Origin of the sequence: Sulfitobacter sp. DSM 110093 (assembly GCF_022788715.1) — a bacterium.
Classification (GTDB): Bacteria; Pseudomonadota; Alphaproteobacteria; order Rhodobacterales; family Rhodobacteraceae; genus Sulfitobacter.
In genome coordinates this window covers 1,011,831-1,033,658 of record NZ_CP085167.1, presented here as the reverse complement: position 1 = coordinate 1,033,658, position 21,828 = coordinate 1,011,831, and the positions used below count along the sequence as shown (strand labels likewise).

At 59.3% G+C, this 21,828-nt stretch carries 26 protein-coding genes; 18 read left to right on the top strand and 8 right to left on the bottom strand.

Features of this window, described 5'->3' with window-relative positions; genetic code table 11:
* Position 1: 1 nt before the first annotated feature.
* Positions 2–1,288, bottom strand: a complete 1,287-nt coding sequence (locus DSM110093_RS05055; RefSeq protein WP_243266968.1) for an MFS transporter — start codon at positions 1,286–1,288, stop codon at positions 2–4.
* A 172-nt stretch (positions 1,289–1,460) separates the two neighbouring features.
* Between DSM110093_RS05055 and thrS the strand changes: the two genes are divergently transcribed.
* The 5 genes from thrS (at position 1,461) to DSM110093_RS05030 (ending at position 6,134) form a co-directional block, all read left to right on the top strand.
* Entirely contained in the window at positions 1,461–3,407 is a 1,947-nt protein-coding gene (gene thrS, locus DSM110093_RS05050) for a threonine--tRNA ligase (protein WP_243266967.1), read from the top strand.
* Positions 3,408–3,631: 224 nt separating this feature from the next.
* A complete protein-coding gene (locus tag DSM110093_RS05045) occupies positions 3,632–3,934 on the top strand; it encodes a DUF2282 domain-containing protein (RefSeq protein ID WP_243266966.1) in 303 nt (100 codons plus the stop codon).
* Between the two features lie 63 nt (positions 3,935–3,997).
* Positions 3,998–4,843, top strand: a complete 846-nt coding sequence (locus DSM110093_RS05040; protein WP_243266965.1) for a DUF692 domain-containing protein — start codon at positions 3,998–4,000, stop codon at positions 4,841–4,843.
* Positions 4,840–5,598, top strand: coding sequence for a DNA-binding domain-containing protein (locus tag DSM110093_RS05035; protein ID WP_243266964.1), 759 nt, complete (start codon positions 4,840–4,842; stop codon positions 5,596–5,598). The genes DSM110093_RS05040 and DSM110093_RS05035 overlap by 4 nt, the downstream gene beginning before the upstream one ends.
* The gene (locus DSM110093_RS05030) at positions 5,595–6,134 is read left to right on the top strand and encodes a DoxX family membrane protein (protein WP_243266963.1); all 540 of its coding nucleotides are present in this window, start codon (positions 5,595–5,597) and stop codon (positions 6,132–6,134) included. The genes DSM110093_RS05035 and DSM110093_RS05030 overlap by 4 nt, the downstream gene beginning before the upstream one ends.
* On the opposite strand, the gene DSM110093_RS05025 is transcribed toward DSM110093_RS05030, so the two are convergent.
* Positions 6,131–6,451: an ArsC/Spx/MgsR family protein gene (locus tag DSM110093_RS05025; RefSeq protein ID WP_243267675.1), complete on the bottom strand. Its 321-nt coding sequence runs from the start codon at positions 6,449–6,451 to the stop codon at positions 6,131–6,133. The genes DSM110093_RS05030 and DSM110093_RS05025 overlap by 4 nt on opposite strands.
* Positions 6,452–6,619: 168 nt before the next feature.
* Between DSM110093_RS05025 and DSM110093_RS05020 the strand changes: the two genes are divergently transcribed.
* Positions 6,620–6,826, top strand: a complete 207-nt coding sequence (locus tag DSM110093_RS05020) for a cold-shock protein (RefSeq protein WP_243262574.1) — start codon at positions 6,620–6,622, stop codon at positions 6,824–6,826.
* A gap of 515 nt (positions 6,827–7,341) precedes the next feature.
* Here the strand turns inward: DSM110093_RS05020 and DSM110093_RS05015 are convergent.
* Positions 7,342–7,821 (bottom strand): dihydrofolate reductase, encoded by a 480-nt coding sequence (locus DSM110093_RS05015; protein ID WP_243266962.1) that lies wholly within the window; start codon positions 7,819–7,821, stop codon positions 7,342–7,344.
* On the bottom strand, positions 7,821–8,654 hold the full coding sequence (locus DSM110093_RS05010; protein ID WP_243266961.1) for a thymidylate synthase: 834 nt from the start codon (positions 8,652–8,654) through the stop codon (positions 7,821–7,823). Before DSM110093_RS05010 ends, DSM110093_RS05015 begins: the two co-directional genes overlap by 1 nt.
* Before the next feature lie 196 nt (positions 8,655–8,850).
* Here DSM110093_RS05010 and DSM110093_RS05005 point away from each other — a divergent pair, with 196 nt between their 5' ends.
* Genes DSM110093_RS05005 through DSM110093_RS04985 form a run of 5 tightly spaced genes read left to right on the top strand, consistent with a single transcriptional unit; the run spans position 8,851 to position 12,957 of the window.
* A complete protein-coding gene (locus tag DSM110093_RS05005) occupies positions 8,851–9,705 on the top strand; it encodes a hypothetical protein (protein ID WP_243266960.1) in 855 nt (284 codons plus the stop codon).
* Positions 9,702–11,045, top strand: coding sequence for a surface lipoprotein assembly modifier (locus tag DSM110093_RS05000; RefSeq protein WP_243266959.1), 1,344 nt, complete (start codon positions 9,702–9,704; stop codon positions 11,043–11,045). Before DSM110093_RS05005 ends, DSM110093_RS05000 begins: the two co-directional genes overlap by 4 nt.
* Positions 11,046–11,072: 27 nt before the next feature.
* On the top strand, positions 11,073–11,507 hold the full coding sequence (locus DSM110093_RS04995) for a VOC family protein (RefSeq protein WP_243266958.1): 435 nt from the start codon (positions 11,073–11,075) through the stop codon (positions 11,505–11,507).
* A complete protein-coding gene (locus DSM110093_RS04990; RefSeq protein WP_243266957.1) occupies positions 11,501–12,220 on the top strand; it encodes a DUF1194 domain-containing protein in 720 nt (239 codons plus the stop codon). Before DSM110093_RS04995 ends, DSM110093_RS04990 begins: the two co-directional genes overlap by 7 nt.
* Positions 12,217–12,957: a DUF1194 domain-containing protein gene (locus tag DSM110093_RS04985; RefSeq protein WP_243266956.1), complete on the top strand. Its 741-nt coding sequence runs from the start codon at positions 12,217–12,219 to the stop codon at positions 12,955–12,957. Before DSM110093_RS04990 ends, DSM110093_RS04985 begins: the two co-directional genes overlap by 4 nt.
* On the opposite strand, the gene DSM110093_RS04980 is transcribed toward DSM110093_RS04985, so the two are convergent.
* The 3 genes from DSM110093_RS04980 to DSM110093_RS04970 form a co-directional block, all read right to left on the bottom strand.
* Complete coding sequence (locus DSM110093_RS04980; RefSeq protein ID WP_243262567.1) at positions 12,951–13,451, bottom strand: winged helix DNA-binding protein; 501 nt, start codon at positions 13,449–13,451, stop codon at positions 12,951–12,953. The two genes, DSM110093_RS04985 and DSM110093_RS04980, sit on opposite strands and share 7 nt — an antisense overlap.
* A gap of 84 nt (positions 13,452–13,535) precedes the next feature.
* Positions 13,536–13,802 carry a succinate dehydrogenase assembly factor 2 gene (locus tag DSM110093_RS04975; RefSeq protein ID WP_243266955.1) on the bottom strand — a complete coding sequence of 89 codons (267 nt, stop codon included), beginning with the start codon at positions 13,800–13,802 and terminating at the stop codon, positions 13,536–13,538.
* Positions 13,795–14,196: a helix-turn-helix domain-containing protein gene (locus DSM110093_RS04970; protein WP_243266954.1), complete on the bottom strand. Its 402-nt coding sequence runs from the start codon at positions 14,194–14,196 to the stop codon at positions 13,795–13,797. The genes DSM110093_RS04975 and DSM110093_RS04970 overlap by 8 nt, the downstream gene beginning before the upstream one ends.
* Before the next feature lie 85 nt (positions 14,197–14,281).
* On the opposite strand from DSM110093_RS04970, the gene DSM110093_RS04965 reads away from it, so the two are divergent.
* Both DSM110093_RS04965 and DSM110093_RS04960 read left to right on the top strand, forming a co-directional pair.
* Complete coding sequence (locus DSM110093_RS04965) at positions 14,282–15,484, top strand: pyridoxal phosphate-dependent aminotransferase (protein ID WP_243266953.1); 1,203 nt, start codon at positions 14,282–14,284, stop codon at positions 15,482–15,484.
* Between the two features lie 9 nt (positions 15,485–15,493).
* Positions 15,494–15,895, top strand: coding sequence for a hypothetical protein (locus DSM110093_RS04960; protein ID WP_243266952.1), 402 nt, complete (start codon positions 15,494–15,496; stop codon positions 15,893–15,895).
* A 3-nt stretch (positions 15,896–15,898) separates the two neighbouring features.
* Here DSM110093_RS04960 and DSM110093_RS04955 read toward each other — a convergent pair whose 3' ends face one another.
* Complete coding sequence (locus DSM110093_RS04955) at positions 15,899–17,254, bottom strand: MATE family efflux transporter (RefSeq protein WP_243266951.1); 1,356 nt, start codon at positions 17,252–17,254, stop codon at positions 15,899–15,901.
* A 148-nt stretch (positions 17,255–17,402) separates the two neighbouring features.
* On the opposite strand from DSM110093_RS04955, the gene DSM110093_RS04950 reads away from it, so the two are divergent.
* From DSM110093_RS04950 to DSM110093_RS04930, 5 genes are all read left to right on the top strand, one after another.
* Positions 17,403–18,296 (top strand): alpha/beta hydrolase, encoded by an 894-nt coding sequence (locus DSM110093_RS04950; protein ID WP_243266950.1) that lies wholly within the window; start codon positions 17,403–17,405, stop codon positions 18,294–18,296.
* A 41-nt stretch (positions 18,297–18,337) separates the two neighbouring features.
* Positions 18,338–18,586 carry a hypothetical protein gene (locus DSM110093_RS04945; RefSeq protein WP_243266949.1) on the top strand — a complete coding sequence of 83 codons (249 nt, stop codon included), beginning with the start codon at positions 18,338–18,340 and terminating at the stop codon, positions 18,584–18,586.
* Positions 18,583–18,960 (top strand): type II toxin-antitoxin system death-on-curing family toxin, encoded by a 378-nt coding sequence (locus DSM110093_RS04940; protein WP_243266948.1) that lies wholly within the window; start codon positions 18,583–18,585, stop codon positions 18,958–18,960. The genes DSM110093_RS04945 and DSM110093_RS04940 overlap by 4 nt, the downstream gene beginning before the upstream one ends.
* A 96-nt stretch (positions 18,961–19,056) precedes the next feature.
* Positions 19,057–21,012, top strand: a complete 1,956-nt coding sequence (gene parE, locus DSM110093_RS04935) for a DNA topoisomerase IV subunit B (RefSeq protein ID WP_243266947.1) — start codon at positions 19,057–19,059, stop codon at positions 21,010–21,012.
* A gap of 11 nt (positions 21,013–21,023) precedes the next feature.
* Positions 21,024–21,815: a hypothetical protein gene (locus tag DSM110093_RS04930; RefSeq protein ID WP_243266946.1), complete on the top strand. Its 792-nt coding sequence runs from the start codon at positions 21,024–21,026 to the stop codon at positions 21,813–21,815.
* Positions 21,816–21,828 lie beyond the last annotated feature (13 nt).

Sequence of the window (21,828 nt, the reverse complement as noted above, 5' to 3'; positions counted from 1 at the left end):
GTCACCCGTCATCCGGATGTTCCACCTCGGGCAGCCAATGAGCCAGAACGGCGGCGGCAACTGCCATCAAGGCAAATAGCATCAGCGTCGCCTGCGGCCCGATCAACGCGGCCCCTCCGCCCAGCACCCCGGCCAGCAGCAACAGAACCCCAATCACCGTATTACTAACGGCAGCATAGGCCGCGCGGCTGTCTTTGGGTGCCATATCAACCAGATAGGTCGACCGCCCCTGCCGCACGCCGTGATAGGCGATCATCAAGATGAACAGCACGCCGGGCATTGCCCAGACCGCCTGCGCCATGCCAAGGAACCACAGCAGCACCGCCAGCGCCATCGCCACCGCGCCCACGATTCCTGTCAGCATCAGCACCCGGCGGCTCGACATATCCGACAGCCGCCCCCAGACATAAGAACTGACCAAAGACGCCAGTGCAGAGGCCATCACCAGCGCACCCAGTTGGCCCAACTGCCCGGTCTCGGACGGTCCGGCCAGCACCACCAGATAGGGCGGCGCAAGGGCGGTCGATACCAATAGGCCGCGCACCAGAATGAAAAGCCACAGGTCGCAATTGCCGCGCAATAGATTGAAATCGACGCCGGCGCTTTTGTCAGGCTCGCTTGGTGTCTCTTTGATCGTTGAAAACAACACCGCAGCGCCGATCCACAGAGCCGCCGCCAGCGCGATTGCCGTGACGACGACGCCCCGGCTCTGAAACAGGCCAGACATCAGCAGCCCCGCAAAGATCACCACACCCACCGATGACACCGACCCAGCCAGCCCCGTCACCGATCCGCGCCGCGTCTTTCCCACGGTCTTGCCAAGGATATCCTTAAACGACACCGAACAGGCAGCCCGGCACACAGCCAGCAGCGCCAAGGCCGCGCACACCGCATAGCCCGCTGCGGCCCCCTCAAGACTGAGAGCTGCAAGCGCGATCAACGCCGCCGCCACCCCCTGCCCGACCGAGCCCACCACCCATGCCCATTTGCGCCGCGCCATCCGTTCGACCATTCCAGCCAGCGCGATCTGCGGCAACAGTGACCCGGCCTCGCGGATCGGCACTAAGGCACCCGCGAAAACCGCAGGCGCGCCAAGGGCGCTTAACAGCCATGCCAACACCAGCTTAGGGTCAATCAACCCGTCTGCGACCTTGGTCATCGATAGCGACACGATATGGCGCAGCCCATTACGGGCCTCGGCTTGCTGGGCCTTGTCCCCCAAGCCTTCAGCTGGGTCATCCGCGCCCGAAATCGTCTCAAAAGCGCGCTGCGCCGTGTCGTCTTGCATCTGACCCGTCCTCGTTGTTGCCCGCCTGACATAGCGCGCCGCCCGCATCGCGCAACTTTTCAGCGCGCGCCCTGCCAGCATTGACAAGCTGCCCCCGCCCCGCCACATAGGCGAAACACATAACCCGCAACCGGGCGTCTCGTAGGCGCCAAACCGACGAGGAGCGCCCAAGATGGCCCAAATCTCCCTCACCCTTCCCGATGGCAATAGCCGCCAATATGACGCCGGCATCACCGCTGGTGAAGTGGCTGCCGACATCTCAAAATCCTTGGGCAAAAAGGCCATCAGCGCCACTGTCAACGGTGCGCATTTCGATCTGGCCTGGCCGATCAAAGCGGACGCCGACATTGCGATCCACACCATGGCCGACGAAGAGCAGGCCAACGAGCTGGTGCGCCACGACCTTGCGCATATCATGGCCCGCGCCGTGCAGGAAATCTGGCCCGACACCAAAGTAACCATCGGCCCGGTGATCAAAGACGGCTGGTACTACGACTTTGACCGCAAAGAACCCTTTACCCCAGAAGACCTCGGCGCGATCGAAAAGAAGATGAAAGAGATCATCAATAAACGCGATCCCGTCCGGACCGAGGTTTGGGACCGCGCCCGCGCGATCAAACATTACGAAGACCTGAACGAGCCTTATAAAGTCGAGCTGATCGAGGCGATCCCCGGCGATGAGCCGCTGCGGATGTATTGGCACGGCGATTGGCAGGACCTCTGCCGTGGCCCGCACCTGCAACACACCGGCCAAGTGCCGGGCGATGCGTTCAAGCTGATGTCCATCGCTGGCGCCTATTGGCGCGGCGACAGCAGCCGCGCCATGCTGCAACGCATCTACGGCGTGGCTTTCACCGGCAAGGAAAAGCTGCGCACCCATCTCAACATGCTCGAAGAAGCCGCCAAGCGTGACCACCGCAAGCTGGGTAAAGAGATGGGCCTGTTCCACATGCAGGAAGAGGCACCGGGCCAAGTCTTCTGGCACCCTAATGGCTGGCGCATCTACACCACCTTGCAGGACTACATGCGCCGCATGCAGGACCGCGACGGCTATGTCGAGGTGAACACCCCGCAGGTCGTCGACCGCAAACTGTGGGAGAAATCCGGCCACTGGGACAAATACCAAGAGAACATGTTCATCGTTGAGGTCGACGAGGAACATGCCCGCGAAAAGGCGGTGAACGCGCTCAAGCCGATGAACTGCCCCTGCCACGTGCAGGTCTTCAACCAAGGCCTGAAATCCTACCGCGACCTGCCGCTGCGCATGGCCGAGTTCGGATCCTGCGCGCGCTATGAGCCTTCGGGCGCATTGCACGGCATCATGCGGGTGCGTGGCTTTACCCAAGACGATGGGCATATCTTCTGCGCCGAGGATCAGATCACCTCGGAAACCGCCAAGTTCATCGCCTTTCTGTCGAAGGTCTATGCCGACCTCGGGTTTGAGAACTGGACCATCAAGCTCTCCACCCGCCCCGAAAAGCGGATTGGTTCCGATGAGACATGGGACAACATGGAGCAGGCGCTTGGCGATGCTTGCAAGGCCGCGGGCTATGACTTTGAAGTGCTGGAGGGCGAAGGCGCCTTCTACGGGCCGAAGCTCGAATTCACCCTGACCGATGCCATCGGGCGCAACTGGCAATGCGGCACCCTACAGGTAGATGCCAACCTGCCCGAGCGTCTGGAGGCAAGCTTCATCGGGCAAGACGGCAACAAGCACCGCCCGGTTATGCTGCACCGCGCGACCCTTGGCTCGTTCGAGCGCTTCATCGGCATCCTGATCGAAGAACACGCTGGCAAGCTGCCCTTCTGGCTGGCCCCGCGTCAGGTGGTCGTGGCCTCCATCACGTCTGAAGCGGATGACTATGTGGCCGAGGTCGTCGAGACCCTGAAAGCCGCTGGTGTGCGTGCGGAAGCCGACATGCGCAATGAGAAGATCAACTACAAAGTCCGCGAGCATTCGGTCGGCAAAGTGCCGGTGATCCTTGCCGTCGGGGCGCGCGAAGTAGAGGAGCGTACCGTTTCCGTGCGCCGTCTGGGGCAAAAGCAGACTTCGGTGCAGCCGCTGGATGCACTCACCGCCGAACTGGCGCAGGATGCGACTCCACCTGACCTGCGCTAACGGCTTGTAACAAATCTGCGCTCCGGCGGTCTTGCGGGCAGCTTGCCCCCTGCCCGCCGGAGCGTTTTTGTAACAATCATTCCCTTCCTGCGCGGGAAGGTTACAATTTTCGCTAATTTTCCGCGTGATTTCTGACGGGACCGTGACACACTCCCTCGTGACTGGCTTGTGAGGAAGCAGGCTGCTCTAGTAAACCTGTTCAAACCATCAGGAAGGAAACGACAATGTCCACCACACTCAAAACCGCCGCCATCGCAGGGGCCGTCGCCGCCGCGCTGAGCAGCCACGCCACGACCGCCACCGCCGCTTCGCAAGAGAAATGCTTTGGCGTTTCGCTGGCCGGTGAGAACGACTGCGCAGCGGGCCCCGGCACCACCTGCGCAGGCACCTCTGTGACCGATTACCAAGGCAACGCATGGACCCTCGTTGACGAAGGCACCTGTGCCGACATCGAACTGCCTGCCATGGCAGACGGCACCGAGCGGACCGGCGCGTTGGAAGCGCTCGACCGCGACCTGCCCGCTTAATCTATAGCGTTCCGGGCGGCACCCCCGCCCGGAACCCCGCCCCGCAACACGCCGGAGGCCGATATGCGCGACGATACCCTCCCCCTTACCACACTGCCGAATGCTCCTGGCGTCGGATATAAAGCCCGGCATTTCGATGCCTTGATGGCTGACCCCGGCCCGGTGCGCTGGATCGAAATCCATGCAGAGAACTACATGGGTGATGGGGGCCGCCCTCATGCGCAACTGCGCGCGCTACAAGAGAATTTCGCGTTGTCAGTGCATGGCGTAGGGCTGTCGATCGGCGGCGAAGGACCACTGGATACAGATCACCTTGCCCGGCTCAAAACTCTTTGTGACCGAACACAGCCCGCCTCTTTTTCAGAACATTTGGCATGGTCGACGCATGGGATGGAGTATCTTAACGATCTCCTGCCACTGCCTTATACCGAGGCAACGCTTGCCCGCGTCGCGGCACATATCAATCAGGTGCAGGACGTGTTGGGGCGACAAATGTTGCTCGAAAACCCTTCCAGCTACCTTGCCTTCGCGGAATCAGACTTGTCGGAAACCGACTTTATGACCGAGCTTACCCTGCAAGCTGGCTGTGGCCTCTTGCTGGATGTCAACAATGTCTTCATTTCCGCGACGAACCTCGGGCTTTCCCCTCAAGACTACATTGATGCCTTTCCGACTGAGCATGTCGGTGAAATTCATGTCGGCGGGCATGACGACGACACCGATGACCACGGCGCGCCTTTGCTGATTGACAGTCACGGCAAAGCGGTCGGCGACCCGGTTTGGGAATTGCTGTCCTACACGCTGGCGCAAACTGGGCCAAAGCCTGTTTTGGTAGAGTGGGACAATGACGTGCCCGACTGGTCCGTACTACGGGCCGAGGCAGAGCGCGCCGCGCAGGTGCTGGTGTGACTGATCAACGCGATTTCCGCGCTGCACTGCTTGACCCCTCTCGCCCCGAGCCTGCGGGCCTACGTGACGGCAACGGGCAACCCGCAGGGGCGCGTTATGGTGTCTATCGCAACAACGTCACTCATTCCCTGATCGCCGCGCTCGAAGTAGCGTTTCCGCTGGTTCGCAAGCTGATCGGTGCCCGCAATTTCGCCGAATTGGCCCCGCTTTATGTGCGGGCGTATCCACCGACATCGCCGCTTATGATGCATTACGGTGCCGAATTCCCCACATTCATCGCCGGCTTCGCCCCTTTGGCCAAGGTCGAATACCTCGCCGATGCCGCCCGGCTCGATCTTGCCCTGCGGTCATCCTACCACGCGGCCGATGCTCCCGCACTTGATCCGCTGGTGCTCCAGACGCTTGCATCCAACACCTTGATGGCTGCCAGATTCACCATGGCGCCTGCGACGCGCATTCTGCGCTCACGCTGGCCGCTCTTCGACATCTGGCGCTACAACTTTACGGAGGCTGCGCCGAAGCCACGCAACCTCCCTCAAGACGTGGTTATTGCCCGGCCCGCCTATGACCCCGCGCCCCATCTGCTTCCACCCGGCGGCGCCACATGGCTGTCTCACCTCGCCGAGGGAACGACTTTCGGTGAGGCTCATGCTTCCACTGTCGACACTCAACCTGAGTTTGATTTGGCCGCCACACTGACCCTTGCACTAAGCCACGGCATTTTCAGTGCGATCTCTACGGAGGACACCCAATGAGCCAACTTCTTGGCCGCTATCGCAACGCCACCGACCGCCTTGAATCGGCCGATTGGTTGCTTTCCACCCTTGCCCGTTTCCTCTTTGCAGCGGTGCTGCTGGTCTACTTCGTGAATGCTGGTCTTACCAAACTTGGCGATGGCCCCTTGGGCATCCTCAGCCCCTCCACCGGTGCCTATGCACAAATCTTTCCCCGCGCGTTTGAGGCTGTAGGCTATGACAGTAGCGCGCTTGGGCTGTTTCATTGGCTTGTTGTCGTGGCCGGAACGTTGGCAGAGTTTATCCTGCCCGTTCTGCTCGTGCTGGGTCTACTCACTCGGCTGTCGGCTTTGGCCATGATTGGCTTTGTTACGGTTCAATCGCTGACCGATCTTTTCGGGCATGGCCAGTGGAGCGCGCTTGGCAGCTGGTTTGACAGGTTTCCAGACGCCCACATTCTGGACCAACGCGCGCTTTGGGTTTTCTTACTTTCGGTCCTCATTCTGAAAGGTGCCGGCCCGCTGTCGCTGGATCGACTGCTTGCGCCTAAAACTTAAAGCATCGCTTTAACTTCGGCCTCCACCTCTTTGTTCCAACCTATAAAAAGCGCATCGTCTACAGCAATCAGAGGGCGCTTCATTAGGGCTGGATACGCCTTGAGCAGCGCAAGCGGGTCTTGCGCGCGAGCATCCTCATCCAAACCCCGCCAAGTCGTTGAGCGGGTATTAAGCAGCGCAGCACCAAACTTCTCATGAGCCTGCGCCAAGACTGCATCTGGCACGCCTTCTTCTCGGACATCGACCAACTTCGCTTCTGGCAGCGCTTTTCGAGCCTTGCGGCAGGTGTCGCAGTTTTTCAGCCCATAAATTAACACATCCATCTCCTTAGCACCGCAATCCTGCGCCCTTTTGCGGGTTTCGCCCATGATCGCTTGATTTTTTCCAAGTCCGCGCGATCTTTCTATTATGGCGGATCACAATTCAATCGCTTTCGCCATTCTGCTTTGGGCAGATACGTCAAAGACAAAGGAGGCGCGGAAATTATGCCAACTGGCACCGTGAAATGGTTTAACACCACCAAAGGCTACGGGTTCATCGCCCCGGAGAGCGGCGGTAACGATGTATTCGTTCACATCTCAGCGGTTGAACGCTCCGGCTTGACCGGACTGGCGGACGACCAGAAGGTCAGTTTTGAACTGACAGAAGGGCGCGACGGCCGGCAAATGGCGACCGATCTCGCCCTGCTCTAGCCAAGATATTGCAAAAGAACCCCCGGCGTTTCGCGCCGGGTGTTGCATAGTCTGTCAATTATACGAACAGCCCTTTGTCCCCTCTGGGCAAGGCACGCGGGCCGAGCGGCGCGGTGTCGCCACACGGTGGCGGCGAACCACAGGATGGGATTTGACCTCGGCATATGTCATGGGTTGGTTCGGGGTACCGCAGCAGATGACACCCGAAATGGTGATGGGCTGCAAGCCAGTCGGACAGTAATTAGCGCTGCTTGGATAGGCATAGATCTTAGGCTCGGCAGCAGCCTGACCGACCATAGCGGTTAAAAACAGCCCGACTGCGGCTGCAATAGCTGGGGTTAGACGCATGATAATCCTCGCAATTCGCTTTACCTAAATTCAATATAGCAAAGCTTGCCGGGACGGATTCATCAAGTCCAGTGTTTTGTCAAAGCACATCGGTTGGCCCGGAGGCGCATTGTGGGCATTAACCTATGCGCCCGCCGCCTCGACCCGGCGCGAAGCTCATACCACTCTCAGCAGCGGCGCAGCCACTCCCGTGCGACGGCCCGCGGGCCATCGGCACGCAAACACAGGTTCCCAAGTTCAACCCATTCCTCTGGATCAAAATCGGGGAAGAAGGCATCTGCATTGTCAATTTCAACATCCAGTTCGGTGACCAAAAGCCGATCCGCCAAGGGCAGAAGTGCGCGGTAGATCCCCTCACCGCCAATGCCATAAACACGGCGATAGCCCTCGGCCGCGCAGTAGCCCAAGGCCGAATGCGGGTCACGCGCCACATGCACCCCTTCGATATCGGCGCTTGAAACCACGCAGTTCAGGCGGTTCTTCAGTGGTTTAAATGGCAGGCTTTCCCATGTACGGCGCCCCATAATGATCGCGCCGCCCGTGGTCTCACGTTGGAAAAACTTCAGATCTTCGGGCAGAGACCACGGGATATCTCCATCTTTGCCAATGGCTCCGTTGCGGGCGCGTGCGACGATCAGACTTAGCATCAGACGGCCACCGGTGCTTTGATCGCTGGATCGGGGTCATAGCCCTCGAAGGTGAAATCCTCATAGCGGAAATCAAAGATCGAACTAACCTTGCGGCCAATCCGCAGTTTTGGCAGCGGTTTTGGAGCCCGCGCAAGCTGGGTCTGCACCTGTTCTACATGGTTGGAATAGATATGCGCGTCGCCCATGGAATGCACGAAATCGCCGGGTTCGTAACCAGTGACATGGGCCAACATTTCCAAAAGCAGCGCGTAAGAGGCGATGTTAAATGGCACCCCCAGAAACATATCTGCCGAGCGTTGATAGAGTTGAAGATGCAGCTTGCCGCCCGCAATGCGCACTTGCCACAGCGTATGGCAAGGCGGCAGCGCCATCTGGTCAACCTCACCGGGGTTCCACGCTGAAACAATGAGGCGGCGGCTGTCGGGGGTGGCGCGGATCGCCTCTACCAACTTTGCGATCTGATCAACTTGGCCCGCGCGGTGCAGCACCGTACCGTCGGGTTGCGGTATCGCGTCCCCCACCGTCGGAAAGCGGCGCCATTGATGGCCATAGACCGGGCCGAGGTCACCGTCTTCATTCGCCCATTCGTTCCAAATGGAGACACCGTTTTCCTTGAGGTAGGCGATATTGGTATCCCCTGCGAGGAACCACAAAAGCTCATGCACGATGGATTTAAGATGCAGTTTCTTGGTTGTGACCAGCGGAAAACCATCAGCCATCCGATAACGTTGCTGCATCCCGAAATGAGAGATCGTCCCCGTTCCGGTTCGGTCGGTCGAGGTCACCCCCTGTTCCAGCACTTCGCGCAGCGCATCATGGTACTGTTTCACGCGGCAACCCTCGTCATCGTGGCATTTGCTTCTGCATAGCCTCCCGCGTGCCTATCCTCAAGCAGCGTGGTATTGCTTTTGGGCTGCACTTCCGCACCGAGTTTCCCCGCAGGGCCCAAGCACATCGACAGAACGGGCGCCGCTTTGGGACAGTCCGCCAAAACTAGCAGACATAAAAATATCGAGGCAGAGCAGTATGACACGGATTTGGATGGGCCTTGCGCTCGGCTTGGGGGTTTCGGCCTGCGGTGGCACAGCACCTTTCGGCGACGACGACGACGATGATACGAGCACAGGCAGCGACAGCGTCTATTTCACGGATCAGAACGAGCTGATGACTCTGAACAACATCACCTACGACCCTGACAGTGACACGCTGACGCTCAACAACATCCCGTTTGATGATCCTGACAACGTTTACGAGCGTATCCAGTCCGAAAAGTTTTCCAACTCTTTCGACGCTTATGAAAGCGTACCAACATCCGGCACAAATGAGGTTGAGTATTTCGCGGTCTTCCGTCGTTCGGATTCGGGTCAATCACAAGTCGCCGCGGCCGGGACCAACAGCTATGTGAATTTCGGCTACGGCGGTGCTGGTGCCCAGCGGCTTGGCAATCAGCCAAACCTTCCTTCGTCCGGCATCTACTCCTACAATGGCGAATATGCAGCCGTGCGCACGACGCGAGATGGCGTTAACAATGGTGTGACCTTTGTAACCGGAGACGCCAATTTGCGCGTCGATTTCGACGACTTTGATGTAGGTGGCGCAGCGGGCGGGTCGATCTCTAACCGCCAAGTCTATAATACCAATGGTCAGTCGGTCGGCGCATTGGACGGGTATATCTCTCTTACCGATACGACAATCGATTTTGAGAACAGCAGCATCGCCACCTCCACCGCTACCGAATTCGATGGCACTGGCGAAGCGACAGGCGCTGGCGGCAATTGGCAGGGTGTCTTTGCTGGACCGGGCGGAAGCGAGATCGCGGGCATCGTCTTTGTCGAAGGCTCCGAAGTGCGTGAAGTCGGCGGTTTCATCGCCACACAATGATGCGAAAGCTGGCCCTCGCCGCTGCGATGAGCCTGACCGTCGGGGGCAATGGCGCAGCGCAATCCACGCTAGAGCCTGAAGCAGCGCGGCTGACCGCCGCGCAATTGCTGTCGCGCGGCCATGCACAGGCCGCAGCCCAGATCACCGATGTGCTGGTGCTCCGCGACCCCAAAGACAGCACCAGCCTAATTCTTAACGCGCATGCCCGGCGTAGATTGGGCGACAACACCCGCGCCCGACAGGCCGCGCGGCAAGGCTGGCAGGCGGCCGACCGACCGGTTGAGCGATATGGCGCTGCGATGGCCATGGCGCAGGCGTTATCATCAGACGGGGCCAAAACACGGGCCCAATTCTGGCTACGCCGGGCGGCGCATGTGGCCCTCGATGCCCGCACCCGCGCCCGCGCCATTCGCGATTACCGCTATGTCAGCACGACGAACCCATGGTCGGTGAACCTGTCCTTCAGCATTGACCCCAGCGACAACGTCAATGGTGCCCCCAGCGATAATACGTTTGTGTTGGGCGGGCTGATTTTTACCAACCCCGCCGCCGTGCCAATCTCGGGCTTCGTACTGCGCCAAGACACGGCGCTGCGCTATAACTTTGGCACCACGCAGACTGAGCGGAATTTCGTTGCCCTGAATTGGACCGAGAGCCACACCGTCTTTACCGATGACGATGTGCCCACCGGGGTCAGCGCCTCTGATTTCGCCTTTCGCCGGGTGCAGGCACAGATCGGGCGCGATTTCACCACCGGTCCAGAGGCACCGCGCCAGACCCTGTCTCTGAGCTTCGGCAGGCTGTGGTCAGCCAATGACCCGCTGGCCGATGAGGTCAAACTCGACTGGCGGCAAACCTATCTCCGGCCCCAGCAACGCCTTTTTTCGTGGAACGCGGAACTTGGTTATTCGCACCGCAAAGATAGTGATCTACGTTCGGGCGTGACGGCGACGCTGGGCAGCTATTGGGCCCGCCCGACCAAAAGTGGCGGACGGCTGTCGTGGAATGCCCAAATTGGGCGCACTGACACCGACAGCGCAGCGCTGACACACACCGCCCTGTCACTGGGCGTGCAGTATACATTTTCCAAACCCGTACTGGGGGCCACCGCGCAGATCGCTTTAAGCACGCAAGCCAAACAATATGACGATCCGCTTTATGGCCCCGACCCGCGCGCCGATCTGGGCGCGGTGGTTTCGACCTCCTTGGTGTTCACCGACTTTGACACCTACGGTTTTGCTCCTAAACTTACCCTTGAAGCGCGGAAGACAAATTCCAATGTCACCCGCTTTGAGACAGAGAATTTCGGTCTGAATATGGGGTTTCAATCCCTATTCTGACCGTCCCAACAGACCAAAGGAACACCGATGCCCATTAAATATCTGCACACTATGGTGCGCGTAAAGGATCTCGACGCCTCCATCGCATTTTACAAACTTCTGGGCCTTGTTGAGCGGCGCCGCATCGACAACGAGGGTGGCCGTTTCACGTTGGTCTTCCTCTGCCCGCCGGATCAGGCCGATGGTCATGCGGATGTGGAACTGACCTACAACTGGGACGGCGATGATGAATTGCCCAGCGACAGCCGCCATTTCGGCCACCTCGCCTATACGGTCGAGAATATCTACGAAACCTGCCAAATGCTGCAAGACAACGGCGTGACCATTAACCGCCCCCCGCGTGAAGGGCGAATGGCCTTTGTTCGCTCACCTGACAACATCTCGGTTGAGCTGCTGCAAGAAGGCGATTCTCTACCTGTGCAGGAACCTTGGGCCAGCATGGAAAACATCGGCCATTGGTAAGGTTTTGCATCAGTGCCGCGCTGGCGCTGATGCTTGCGCCAATGGCCGACGCACAGGCGGCGCCCTGCCGCCTTGCGTTGGCTTTGGCACTGGATGTGTCCTCTTCTGTTGATCCAGAAGAGGACCGTTTGCAGCGCGGCGGGCTTGCCGCTGCGCTGCGTGCACCCTTGGTCGCGCGGGCCTTTTTCGCCGGTGATGTGCCCGTGGCGCTGGCAGCCTATGAATGGTCAGGCGAGGCGCATCAGACAATCGTGCTAGATTGGACGTTGATTGACCGCCCCGCCGCGCTGATGGCTGCGGCAGATATCATTGAGACGAGTCAACGCAGCGAAAGCGGGCAGCCCACCGCGATGGGCCATGCCCTGCGGTTTGGGGCGACGCTGTTTGACGCCGCGCCTTTCTGCGATGCCCACGTGATCGACCTAGCAGGCGATGGGCAAAACAACGAAGGGTTTGACCCCCAAACCGCCTATCGCGCTGCGCCCTTTGCAGGGATCACCGTGAATGGGCTGGTCGTGAACGCCGCTGATTTCGAAGGCGAGTTAGGTCTGATCGCCTTCTACCAATCTCAAGTGCTACATGGGCCGGGAGCGTTCATGGTCATCGCTTCAGGATTTGCAGATTTCGAGCGGGCCATGCGGGTCAAACTGATCCGAGAGGTATCACCTCCTGCTTTGGGTGGGCTGCCATCTACGCAAGGCTCGCGAGGATGATCCGCGCCGCCTTTGCTTTCTGTCTTACTCTTTGCCCCCCACAATGGGCGGATGCCGCCTGTCGGCAGGCGCTTGCCCTGGGGCTGGATGTCTCCGGCTCGGTTGATGCGCGCGAGTATCGGCTGCAACTGGGTGGTTTAGCCAATGCGCTTAATGATCCCCGCGTGCGGCAGGCGCTGCTAACGCTGCCAGGGCATACCATTGATCTACTGGTTTACGAATGGAGCGGCCTAGAGGATCAGGCGGTGATCCTGCCGTGGACAACGCTGAGCGATGCCGATGTGCTGGATGATACCATCGCCCGCTTGCGCAGCACCCAGCGGCGACAGACATCTCCCGGTACCGCCCTCGGCGCGGCCATGCAACTTGGTGCACAGTATCTGGCAGAGCGGCCTGACTGCCAAAAACACACGCTCGACATTTCTGGTGATGGGATCTCGAACTTCGGCCCCCGCCCCCGCGACCTGCGCGTCGGTTTGGCAGCGGACCCTCCCGGGTTGACCATCAACGGGTTGGTAATCGGCGTTGATGACCCGGCCGCTGACGACAGCCAACAGGCCGCGATTGGCACGCTGGCGTCCTACTACCGGGCCGAGGTGATGCTCGGCCCCAATGCCTTTGTCCAAACCGCACTTGGGTTTGAAGACTACGGTCGCGCCATGGCCGAAAAACTGCTGCGTGAATTGGACGGGACCGTTCTATCGCAACTTGCCCACCCTACCCGCACGGATCAGTAAATATAGCGGATTTGGTCTGTCCAATACCGCTCCATCCGTTTCAAAGATCGGGTGATATCCTCAATCCCGGCATCACCGAGTACACCTTTGTTCTCCATCCCGTCGGCATGACGTGAGAAGAGATCGGCAACAACATCGCGGATATAGCGTCCCTTCTCTGTCAGCCGTACACGGACCGAACGGCGGTCAATCTCACAACGCTGATGGTGCATATAGCCCATCTCGACCAGTTTCTTGAGGTTATAGCTAACGTTGCTGCCTTGGTAATATCCACGGCTTTTTAACTCGCCCGCCGTGACCTCATTATCACCGATGTTGAACAGCAGCAGCGCCTGAACCGCGTTGATTTCCAACACGCCAACGCGCTCAAACTCATCCTTGATGACGTCCAACAGCAAGCGATGCAGCCGCTCAACCAAAGACAGGGACTCAAGGTAGCCGACCATGAAACCTTTCACAGCCAAAGGCTGTGTTGCGGGATCGTGAATGCTCATGCGAAATCTCCGGTTCAATTTGTTTGAATTGGAAACTCGCTAAAAAATCAGAATAATTCGTTAAACCCGTAAGAATTTCCGCGATTAACCGCGCGCATCCGCCAATTGTCCGCGAATATCCGTGACCAGTGCCGTGTATTCGGCGGGCGCTTCGTCCTGCCCGCTGACCCAAAGATAGAGGTCGTGGTCGTTCTCATTGAGCATCTGATCATACAGCGTGAGCCCCGCATCATCCATCTGCGGCAACCGCGCCTCAGCATAGGCCGATAGGATCAGGTCCATCTCTTTGATGCCTCGGCGCATAGAGCGCATTTGCAGGCGTTTTAACCGGTGTTCATGGACTTCAGGCATCTGCGGGCTCCGTCATAAGGCGCCGAATGCGCTTTTCCAATTTGCCGACAGTCTCGGCCTTTTTCAGCAGGTCGGTGCGCAGGGCGCGCATGTCGGCCAGCACCTCTTCGAGATCAACGCGGCGCGCGGTTTCGCCCGCTTCGGGTGCATCGACCCCCTCGCCTTCGCCATTGATCAGCCACATCATAGAGACATTGAGCAGCCCCGCCAGCATCGAAAGCCGGTTGGCGCGCGGCTCAGACAGGTCGTCTTCCCAGCCACGCAAAGTGGACAGACGCACACCCAGCCGTTTGGCCAGCATCGCCTGAGTCATGCCAGTCTGTTCGCGGGCCGCCGCGACCCGGTCGCCAAAGGTGGCGGCCTCGGGGCCGTACCAGTCAATCTCGTCGGTCATGCTTTATCTCCTGCCAGACACCCTTGCCGGGTGCGGGGACGCCCCCTATGAACGTGGGGATATTAATAAGCAACCCGAGGCTGAAATGGAACTGCTGTCCGCGACCCTTGATCGGGTCAAACCGTCGCCCACCATCGCCGTCACCACCAAAGCGGCAGAACTCAAGGCCGCGGGGCGCGACATTCTCGCACTTGGCGCGGGCGAGCCGGATTTTGATACGCCGCAGAACATCAAGGACGCCGCAGTCGCCGCGATCAACGCGGGCAAGACGAAATACACCCCCGTCGATGGCATTCCCGAGCTGAAACAGGCGATCTGCGCCAAATTCAAACGCGACAACGGGCTGGACTACACGCCCGCGCAGGTCAGCGTCGGAACGGGCGGCAAGCAGATCCTCTATAACGCGCTGATGGCAACGATGAACCCCGGCGAAGAGGTCGTGATCCCCGCGCCCTATTGGGTCAGCTATCCCGATATGGTACTGCTCGCAGGCGGCACACCGATCATTGCACCTGCAACGCTAGAGAATAACTTCAAGCTCACGCCGGAAGCGCTGGAAGAGGCGATCACGCCCAAAACCAAATGGTTCATCTTCAACTCGCCCTCGAACCCTACCGGGGCGGGCTACAGCCGGGAGGAGCTGAAGGCGTTGACCGATGTGCTGATGCGCCACCCGAATGTCTGGGTGATGACCGATGATATGTATGAACACCTCGCCTATGACGGCTTCGCGTTCTGCACCCCGGCCGAGGTCGAACCCGCGCTTTACGACCGCACGCTGACCGTCAACGGCGTGTCCAAAGCCTATGCCATGACCGGCTGGCGCATCGGCTATGCCGCAGGGCCGGAAAAGCTGATTGGCGCGATGCGCAAAATTCAGTCGCAAAGCACGTCGAACCCCTGCTCGGTCAGCCAGTGGGCCGCGGTTGAGGCGCTGAATGGCACACAGGATTACATCGCTGAGAACAACGAGATGTTCGTGCGCCGCCGCAATCTGGTGGTCGAGATGCTCTCGGCTATTGACGGGATCACCTGCCCCACGCCCGAAGGGGCGTTCTACGTCTACCCCTCCATCGCGGGGCTGATCGGCAAGACCTCAGCGGCAGGGACCAAGATCACGGATGATGAGACATTTGCCACCGCGCTGCTTGAGGAAACCGGCGTGGCGGTCGTTTTTGGCGCGGCCTTCGGTCTTTCGCCGAATTTCCGCGTCAGTTACGCTACCTCCGACGACGCGCTGAAAGAGGCATGCACCCGCATCCAGACTTTCTGTGCCGGGCTGACGTAAAGGCGAACCATGGCAGGCGATCTTCCCGACTATTATTTCAGGATCCGCGAGAATGGCGCGGCGGTGTTTCGGCTGGATGCCGCAAACCGCCAGCGCCGGATCGAGATGGAGCAGATCGCCGTCGTCAACATCCGCAACGGTGAGGTAAAGCCTCACGGGCAGCACCGTCTAACCGATGCCGATAAGTCCGAGATCGCCCGCTGGACAAAGGCGCGCCGCGAAACCCTTGCCGCGCGGGAGATTGACGACATCCGCCGCGCGGTGGATCATCTGAACCTCACCACCCAATGGGCACAATCGCGCGCCACGGATGCCGAGTTGGATGCGGTGACGGATGACTTGTTGTTGGCAATGCATGATCTGCGCAGCACCTTAGTGCGCAAAAAAGCGGATCGGATGGACCGGGGCTGAGGGTTACGCGGCCAGTGACTTGACCGTGACGCCCCAGAACCGCGCGTTGAGCAGCAGCCCCGCGACGCCCAGCCCCGCCACCAGACCGGCCCAAATGCCCATCGCTCCGAACCCCAGCGTGAAGCCAAGGAAATAGGAGCAGGGCATCCCGACCACCCAATAGCTGATCGCGGCCATGACCATCGGTATCTTGGTATCCTGCACCCCGCGCAGCAGGCCAAGCGCCACGACCTGCGCCCCGTCGACCAGTTGAAACAGCGCGGCCATGACCAGAAGGCCGGTGCCAATGGCAAGGATTTCGACCCGCGCAGGCTCATCCTCCTGCATGAAAACCGAGATCAGCGGCTCGGGCCAGCCCACGAAACCGACCATGGTGATCAGGGCAAAGACCAGCGACAGGACCGTGACAATCACCGCGCCGCGCTTCATATGCGGCACGTCGCGGCGGCCATAGGCATTGCCCGCACGGATCGTAGCGACATTGCTCAGCCCCAGATGCACCATGAAGGTCAGAGAGGCGAGCTGGATCGCAATCCCATGCGCCGCCAGCGGGATGGTCCCCAGCCAGCCCATCATTAACGAAGAGGCCGCAAACAGGCCGACTTCGCTCAGCGTCGTCAGACCAATCGGCAACCCCAGCGTAAAGACCCGCACCAGCATCTGGGTATCGACCCGCCACAGCCGCACGAACAGACTGTGCTGCGGCAGGGCGATCAGCACATAGATCACCACTCCGATAAGCGAGACGCATTGCGTCGTGACCGAGGCCACCGCCGCGCCCATCACGCCAAGCTCCGGCGCGCCCCAATTGCCAAAGATCAGCGCGTAGTTCGCCATCGCATTGATCACGGCAGCCAGCAGGGTGATCCACAGCACGACCTGCGTCCGCTCTAAGGCAGCAAGGTAGGATTTCAGCACCATCACCAGCAGCGCGGGCACAATCCCCCAGCCCGCGACTTTGAGGTAATCACCCGCCGTGTCGGCAAGGTTGGGCCCCTGCCCCAGTAGGTCCAGCACCGCAGGTGACCAGATCATCGCGGGCAGCGCGATCATCGCAAAACCCACCGACAGCCACAGCCCCATGCGCGTGGCGCGGCGCAGGCCAATCTCATCATCCTCGGCGTCATAGGCGGCCACCAGCGGCATCACCGCCATGGCAAAGCCCGAACCGAAAATGAAAAGCACAAAGAAATAGGTACTGCCCAGCACCACCGCCGCCAGCGCCTCGACCGAATACCAGCCCAGCATGACCGTATCGGTCACCCCGATGGCCATCTGTGCCAGATGTCCGCCGATCAGCGGCAGGCCAAGCGTCAGGATCGCCCGGACGTGATTGCGGTTGGTCATTACTTTGGTCATGGGCAAGCCTTACGCCGGGCCGCTGCAAAGGGAAAGTCCGGTTTTTGCGCTCTGTCATAGGGTTGCGGGGCTTTGTTGCCTCGTTTTGGTCATGAATTCCTTGCGTTTGCGGCGCTTAATGGCAAAGCTGGGTGCAGGAGGGATCGCGATGGAACCTACACGGACCGAAACCCGCCAATTGAACGGCCAAGAGATTTTCATCCGTCATTGGGGTGATGAAAGCCTGCCGCCGCTGGTGATGCTGCATGGTTTTCCCGAATATGGCGGCGCATGGGCCGATTTGGCCGCGCTGCTTTCCCCACACTTTCATTGTATCGCCCCTGACCAGCGCGGCTATGGCCGAAGCAGCGCACCCGAGGGGATCGAGCCCTATGCCATGGCGCACCTGATGGCTGATATTGCTGCCTTGATCGGAGACAAGCCTGTGACCGTTGTAGCCCATGATTGGGGTGCCTCTGTCGGCTATGCGTTGGCGATGTTCCGGCCCGAGCTGGTGGCGCGGCTGATCATCCTCAACGGTGTGCATCCCGTGCCCTTTCAGCGGGCCATGGCGGCAGGTGGCGCGCAGTCCAGAGCCTCGCAATATATCAATACATTGCGCAGCGAAGGTAGCGCGGTCAGCTTGGGCAAAGACAATTTCGCAGGACTGCTCAAGCTGTTTTCGGCGCATATGGATCTCAGCTGGCTGACGGCAGAGCGGCTTGAGGATTACCGCGCGGAATGGGGGAGGCCGGGGCGGCTGAGGGCAATGATTAACTGGTATCGCGCCTCACCTCTGCAAGTCGCAGCGCCGGGCAAACCGATCCGTGATCTACCTGATTTTCCGGTAGAGCGCCTGCGCGTGAAATGCCCGCATTTGTTGGTTTGGGGCCGTGGGGATACCGCATTACTGCCCGAAGCAACCGAAGGGTTAGAGATTTTCGCCCAAGACCTGACCCGCGTTGAGATTGCGGACGCTGACCATTGGCTGCACCACCAGAAACCACAAGCGGTTGCCGACGCCGTGTTAAACTGGTGCGCACAGCGGCCCCTTGCAAAATGAGCAACTCAGTGTATATTTAAATATACATTCAGGAGCCGATCATGACCCGTATCCATACCAATCACATCGCCACCATGACTGAAATGCGCGAACCGCATAAAGTGTTGGAACGCTCTGGCGGCAAGCCCGTCGCGGTGATGAAGAACTCGCGCTGCGTGGGGTATTTCGTACCGGCAGCGGCGACTTTGCAGGAGGAGCCGCGCGTGGCGACACTGGATGAGGTGATGGAGAGTATTGCGCGGCGCAAGCATATCAACCAGCCGGTTCTGGACTATCTTAAAGATAAATGACCTATGTGCTGCTTTCACCTGACCTCGTCGTCAGGATCCACGATTCCGCGTTAAACCCCGGCGAGCTAGCCGGCATGGCCTTGGACAAATCACTCGAAGGAGCGCTGGCACGGGTCGACAACCGACTGGTCTACGGCATGATCGAAGATGTCTTTGACCTCGCTGCGGCTTATTGCGTAGCGGTTGCCACTGGGCATGTCTTTAACGACGCGAATAAGCGAACCGCGCATCTCGTTCTCGATATCTGTCTTGATCTCAATGGGGTAAAACTTGACCACGACACCGTCGAGGCGGGCGACCTGATCCGCGAAGTGGCCCAAGGCCGCATCGACGAAGAGACCCTTGCCGATTGGCTGCGTGCCAGAGCCAGCTGACCGGGTTAAATCCTCCCGACAAGACAAACCCGCGATTGCCCCCGGCGCGCGGGGCTGTCAAAATGGCCCCCACCCACAAACAAAGAGCAGGCCCGCATGACCGATCTTCTTTCCGGCCAGGAACCCACCGAATACGATGCCTCCTCCATCGAAGTGCTGGAGGGGCTGGAGCCCGTCCGCAAGCGCCCCGGCATGTATATCGGCGGCACCGATGAGCGTGCGCTGCACCACCTTGTGGCCGAAGTGCTCGACAACTCGATGGACGAAGCCGTGGCGGGCCATGCCAACCGGATCGAGGTGGAGTTGAACGCCGATTATTCGGTCACCATTCGCGACAACGGCCGCGGCATCCCGATCGACCCGCACCCGAAATTCCCTGAAAAATCCGCGCTCGAAGTGATCCTCTGCACGCTGCACGCGGGCGGCAAGTTCTCGGGCAAGGCCTATCAGACCTCGGGCGGTCTGCACGGGGTTGGTGCATCCGTGGTTAACGCGCTGTCGGATTCGATGGTGGTGCAGGTCGCGCGGAACCGCGAGTTGTTCGAGCAGCGGTTTTCACGCGGAATCCCGCAAGGCCCGGTCGAGAAAATCGGCGCAGCCCCCAATCGGCGCGGCACCACCGTCACCTTCCACGCTGACGAGCAAATCTTTGGCGCACACCGCTTCAAACCCGCACGTCTGCTCAAGATGGTGCGCTCTAAGGCCTATCTCTTCTCCGGCGTCGAAATCCGCTGGAAGTCCGAGATCGAAGACGGCGACACGCCGATGGAGGCGACGTTCCACTTCCCCGGCGGTCTGGCTGATTACCTGCGCGAAACCTTGGGTAAATCAACAACCTATGCCGAAAACCCCTTCGCGGGCACCGTCGAGTTCCAAGAACGCTTTGGTGTGCCCGGTAAGGTCGAATGGGCGATCAACTGGACCCCTGCCCGCGATGGCTTCATCCAGTCCTACTGTAACACCGTCCCCACGCCCGAGGGCGGCACACATGAGGGCGGCTTTTGGGCCGCGATCCTCAAGGGCATCCGGGCCTATGGCGAGTTGGCGAACAACCGCAAAGCCAAGGACATCACCCGCGAAGACCTGATTACGGGCGGCTGCGCGCTGGTGTCTTGCTTCATCCGCGAGCCGGAATTCGTGGGCCAGACCAAAGACCGCCTCGCCACGACCGAGGCCGCGCGTCTGGTTGAGAACGCCGTGCGCGACCACTTTGACAACTGGCTGGCAGCGGACACGAAATCCGCCGGTGCGATCCTCGATTTCCTTGTCCTGCGCGCCGAAGAGCGGATGCGCCGCCGTCAGGAAAAGGAAACCGCCCGTAAATCCGCCACCAAGAAGTTGCGTCTGCCCGGCAAGCTGACCGACTGCACCAGCAAGACCCGCGAAGGCACGGAGTTGTTCATCGTCGAGGGCGACTCGGCGGGTGGCTCTGGCAAGGGCGCGCGCAACCGTAATACGCAGGCGCTGCTGCCGCTAAAGGGTAAAATCCTGAACGTGCTCGGGGCAGCCTCAAGCAAGATCACCACCAACGCCGAGATCAACGACCTCTGCGAAGCGCTTGGCGTCGGCATGGGCACGAAATTCAACCTCGACGATCTGCGCTATGACAAGATCATTATCATGACCGACGCCGACGTCGACGGCGCGCATATCGCGTCGCTGTTGATGACGTTTTTCTTCACCCAAATGCGCCCGCTGATCGACGCGGGGCATCTGTACCTCGCCTGCCCGCCGCTGTTCCGCCTGACGCAGGGGGCGAAACGGGTCTATTGCCTTGATGAGGCAGAGAAAAACATGTGGTTGGAGAAGGGTCTCGGCGGCAAAGGCAAGATCGACGTGAGCCGCTTCAAGGGTCTGGGCGAGATGGACGCGAAGGACCTGAAAGAGACCACGATGGACCCCGAGACCCGCAAGCTGATCCGCGTGACTGTGGACGAGGACGTGCCGGGTGAGACCGGGGATCTGGTGGAGCGCTTGATGGGGAAGAAGCCGGAGATGCGGTTTGCTTATATTCAGCAGAATGCGCAGTTTGTGGAGGAGTTGGATGTTTGAAGGGGTAGAGCTTGCCTATCTTTGATTTGTATTCGAAACGACTTAAGAAAATTGAAGGAGATATTCTTGAAGTCTATATTTACAATGAAGTTCCAGAAGCCTTCCGAGTACAAATGGTTCACATCTGGGATGAGGCTATTGGAAACGAGGACGACTACCGCAATAGCTTTGGACCAGGGCAAACAGCCGAGGCTTTTAAGCTAATTGTGATGACCCTTCGAAAGGAATATGGTGTCTTTCATCTATCCCCTACATATCAAAAAGATAACTTTCGGACTGAGCTTGCAAGCTTCTTCCTGTCTACAGAAGAAACGGTAAAAGCGATTGATGTAATCGAACTCACGCTGAAATGCATTGATGTAGTTTGCAGAGATTGGTCAATTAAACATGGCGAGATTGCCGATGAAACGATTGCTGAAGCAAACGAGAGGCTTGCAGAACACGGGCTAGGATACTCCTATGTAGATGGGCGTATCCTAAGGAAAGATTCTGAATTTACTCACCAGGAAATCGTCAAGCCAGCTTTGACCGTTCTAAGCGGACAAATATACGCAGGAGCACGACAGGAGTTTTTTGGTGCCTTCGAAAATTTACGAGTAGGCAAGAATAAGGAAGCTCTTAATGACTGCCTTAAGTCGTTCGAAAGCACCATGAAAGCTATCTGCGATAAACGCGGGTGGGCCTACCCGAAGAACGCGACCGCCAAAACTCTGATATCTTGCTTAATTGAAAACGAAATTTTACCGTCATTTTGGAGAGTGTCCGGTCTTCTGTGTAACTGCGATCTGGTCCATGCTTCCTGAGAGGAGCAAGGAC

Excerpts from the sequence above, each read along its gene's own strand:
- DSM110093_RS05055 (WP_243266968.1), bottom strand. The coding sequence starts at position 1,288 with ATGCAAGACGACACGGCGCAGCGCGCTTTTGAGACGATTTCGGGCGCG.
- thrS (WP_243266967.1), top strand. The coding sequence starts at position 1,461 with ATGGCCCAAATCTCCCTCACCCTTCCCGATGGCAATAGCCGCCAATAT.
- DSM110093_RS05045 (WP_243266966.1), top strand. The coding sequence starts at position 3,632 with ATGTCCACCACACTCAAAACCGCCGCCATCGCAGGGGCCGTCGCCGCC.
- DSM110093_RS05040 (WP_243266965.1), top strand. The coding sequence starts at position 3,998 with ATGCGCGACGATACCCTCCCCCTTACCACACTGCCGAATGCTCCTGGC.
- DSM110093_RS05030 (WP_243266963.1), top strand. The coding sequence starts at position 5,595 with ATGAGCCAACTTCTTGGCCGCTATCGCAACGCCACCGACCGCCTTGAA.
- DSM110093_RS05020 (WP_243262574.1), top strand. The coding sequence starts at position 6,620 with ATGCCAACTGGCACCGTGAAATGGTTTAACACCACCAAAGGCTACGGG.
- DSM110093_RS05015 (WP_243266962.1), bottom strand. The coding sequence starts at position 7,821 with ATGCTAAGTCTGATCGTCGCACGCGCCCGCAACGGAGCCATTGGCAAA.
- DSM110093_RS05005 (WP_243266960.1), top strand. The coding sequence starts at position 8,851 with ATGACACGGATTTGGATGGGCCTTGCGCTCGGCTTGGGGGTTTCGGCC.
- DSM110093_RS05000 (WP_243266959.1), top strand. The coding sequence starts at position 9,702 with ATGATGCGAAAGCTGGCCCTCGCCGCTGCGATGAGCCTGACCGTCGGG.
- DSM110093_RS04995 (WP_243266958.1), top strand. The coding sequence starts at position 11,073 with ATGCCCATTAAATATCTGCACACTATGGTGCGCGTAAAGGATCTCGAC.
- DSM110093_RS04985 (WP_243266956.1), top strand. The coding sequence starts at position 12,217 with ATGATCCGCGCCGCCTTTGCTTTCTGTCTTACTCTTTGCCCCCCACAA.
- DSM110093_RS04980 (WP_243262567.1), bottom strand. The coding sequence starts at position 13,451 with ATGAGCATTCACGATCCCGCAACACAGCCTTTGGCTGTGAAAGGTTTC.
- DSM110093_RS04975 (WP_243266955.1), bottom strand. The coding sequence starts at position 13,802 with ATGCCTGAAGTCCATGAACACCGGTTAAAACGCCTGCAAATGCGCTCT.
- DSM110093_RS04970 (WP_243266954.1), bottom strand. The coding sequence starts at position 14,196 with ATGACCGACGAGATTGACTGGTACGGCCCCGAGGCCGCCACCTTTGGC.
- DSM110093_RS04965 (WP_243266953.1), top strand. The coding sequence starts at position 14,282 with ATGGAACTGCTGTCCGCGACCCTTGATCGGGTCAAACCGTCGCCCACC.
- DSM110093_RS04960 (WP_243266952.1), top strand. The coding sequence starts at position 15,494 with ATGGCAGGCGATCTTCCCGACTATTATTTCAGGATCCGCGAGAATGGC.
- DSM110093_RS04955 (WP_243266951.1), bottom strand. The coding sequence starts at position 17,254 with ATGACCAAAGTAATGACCAACCGCAATCACGTCCGGGCGATCCTGACG.
- DSM110093_RS04950 (WP_243266950.1), top strand. The coding sequence starts at position 17,403 with ATGGAACCTACACGGACCGAAACCCGCCAATTGAACGGCCAAGAGATT.
- DSM110093_RS04945 (WP_243266949.1), top strand. The coding sequence starts at position 18,338 with ATGACCCGTATCCATACCAATCACATCGCCACCATGACTGAAATGCGC.
- DSM110093_RS04940 (WP_243266948.1), top strand. The coding sequence starts at position 18,583 with ATGACCTATGTGCTGCTTTCACCTGACCTCGTCGTCAGGATCCACGAT.
- parE (WP_243266947.1), top strand. The coding sequence starts at position 19,057 with ATGACCGATCTTCTTTCCGGCCAGGAACCCACCGAATACGATGCCTCC.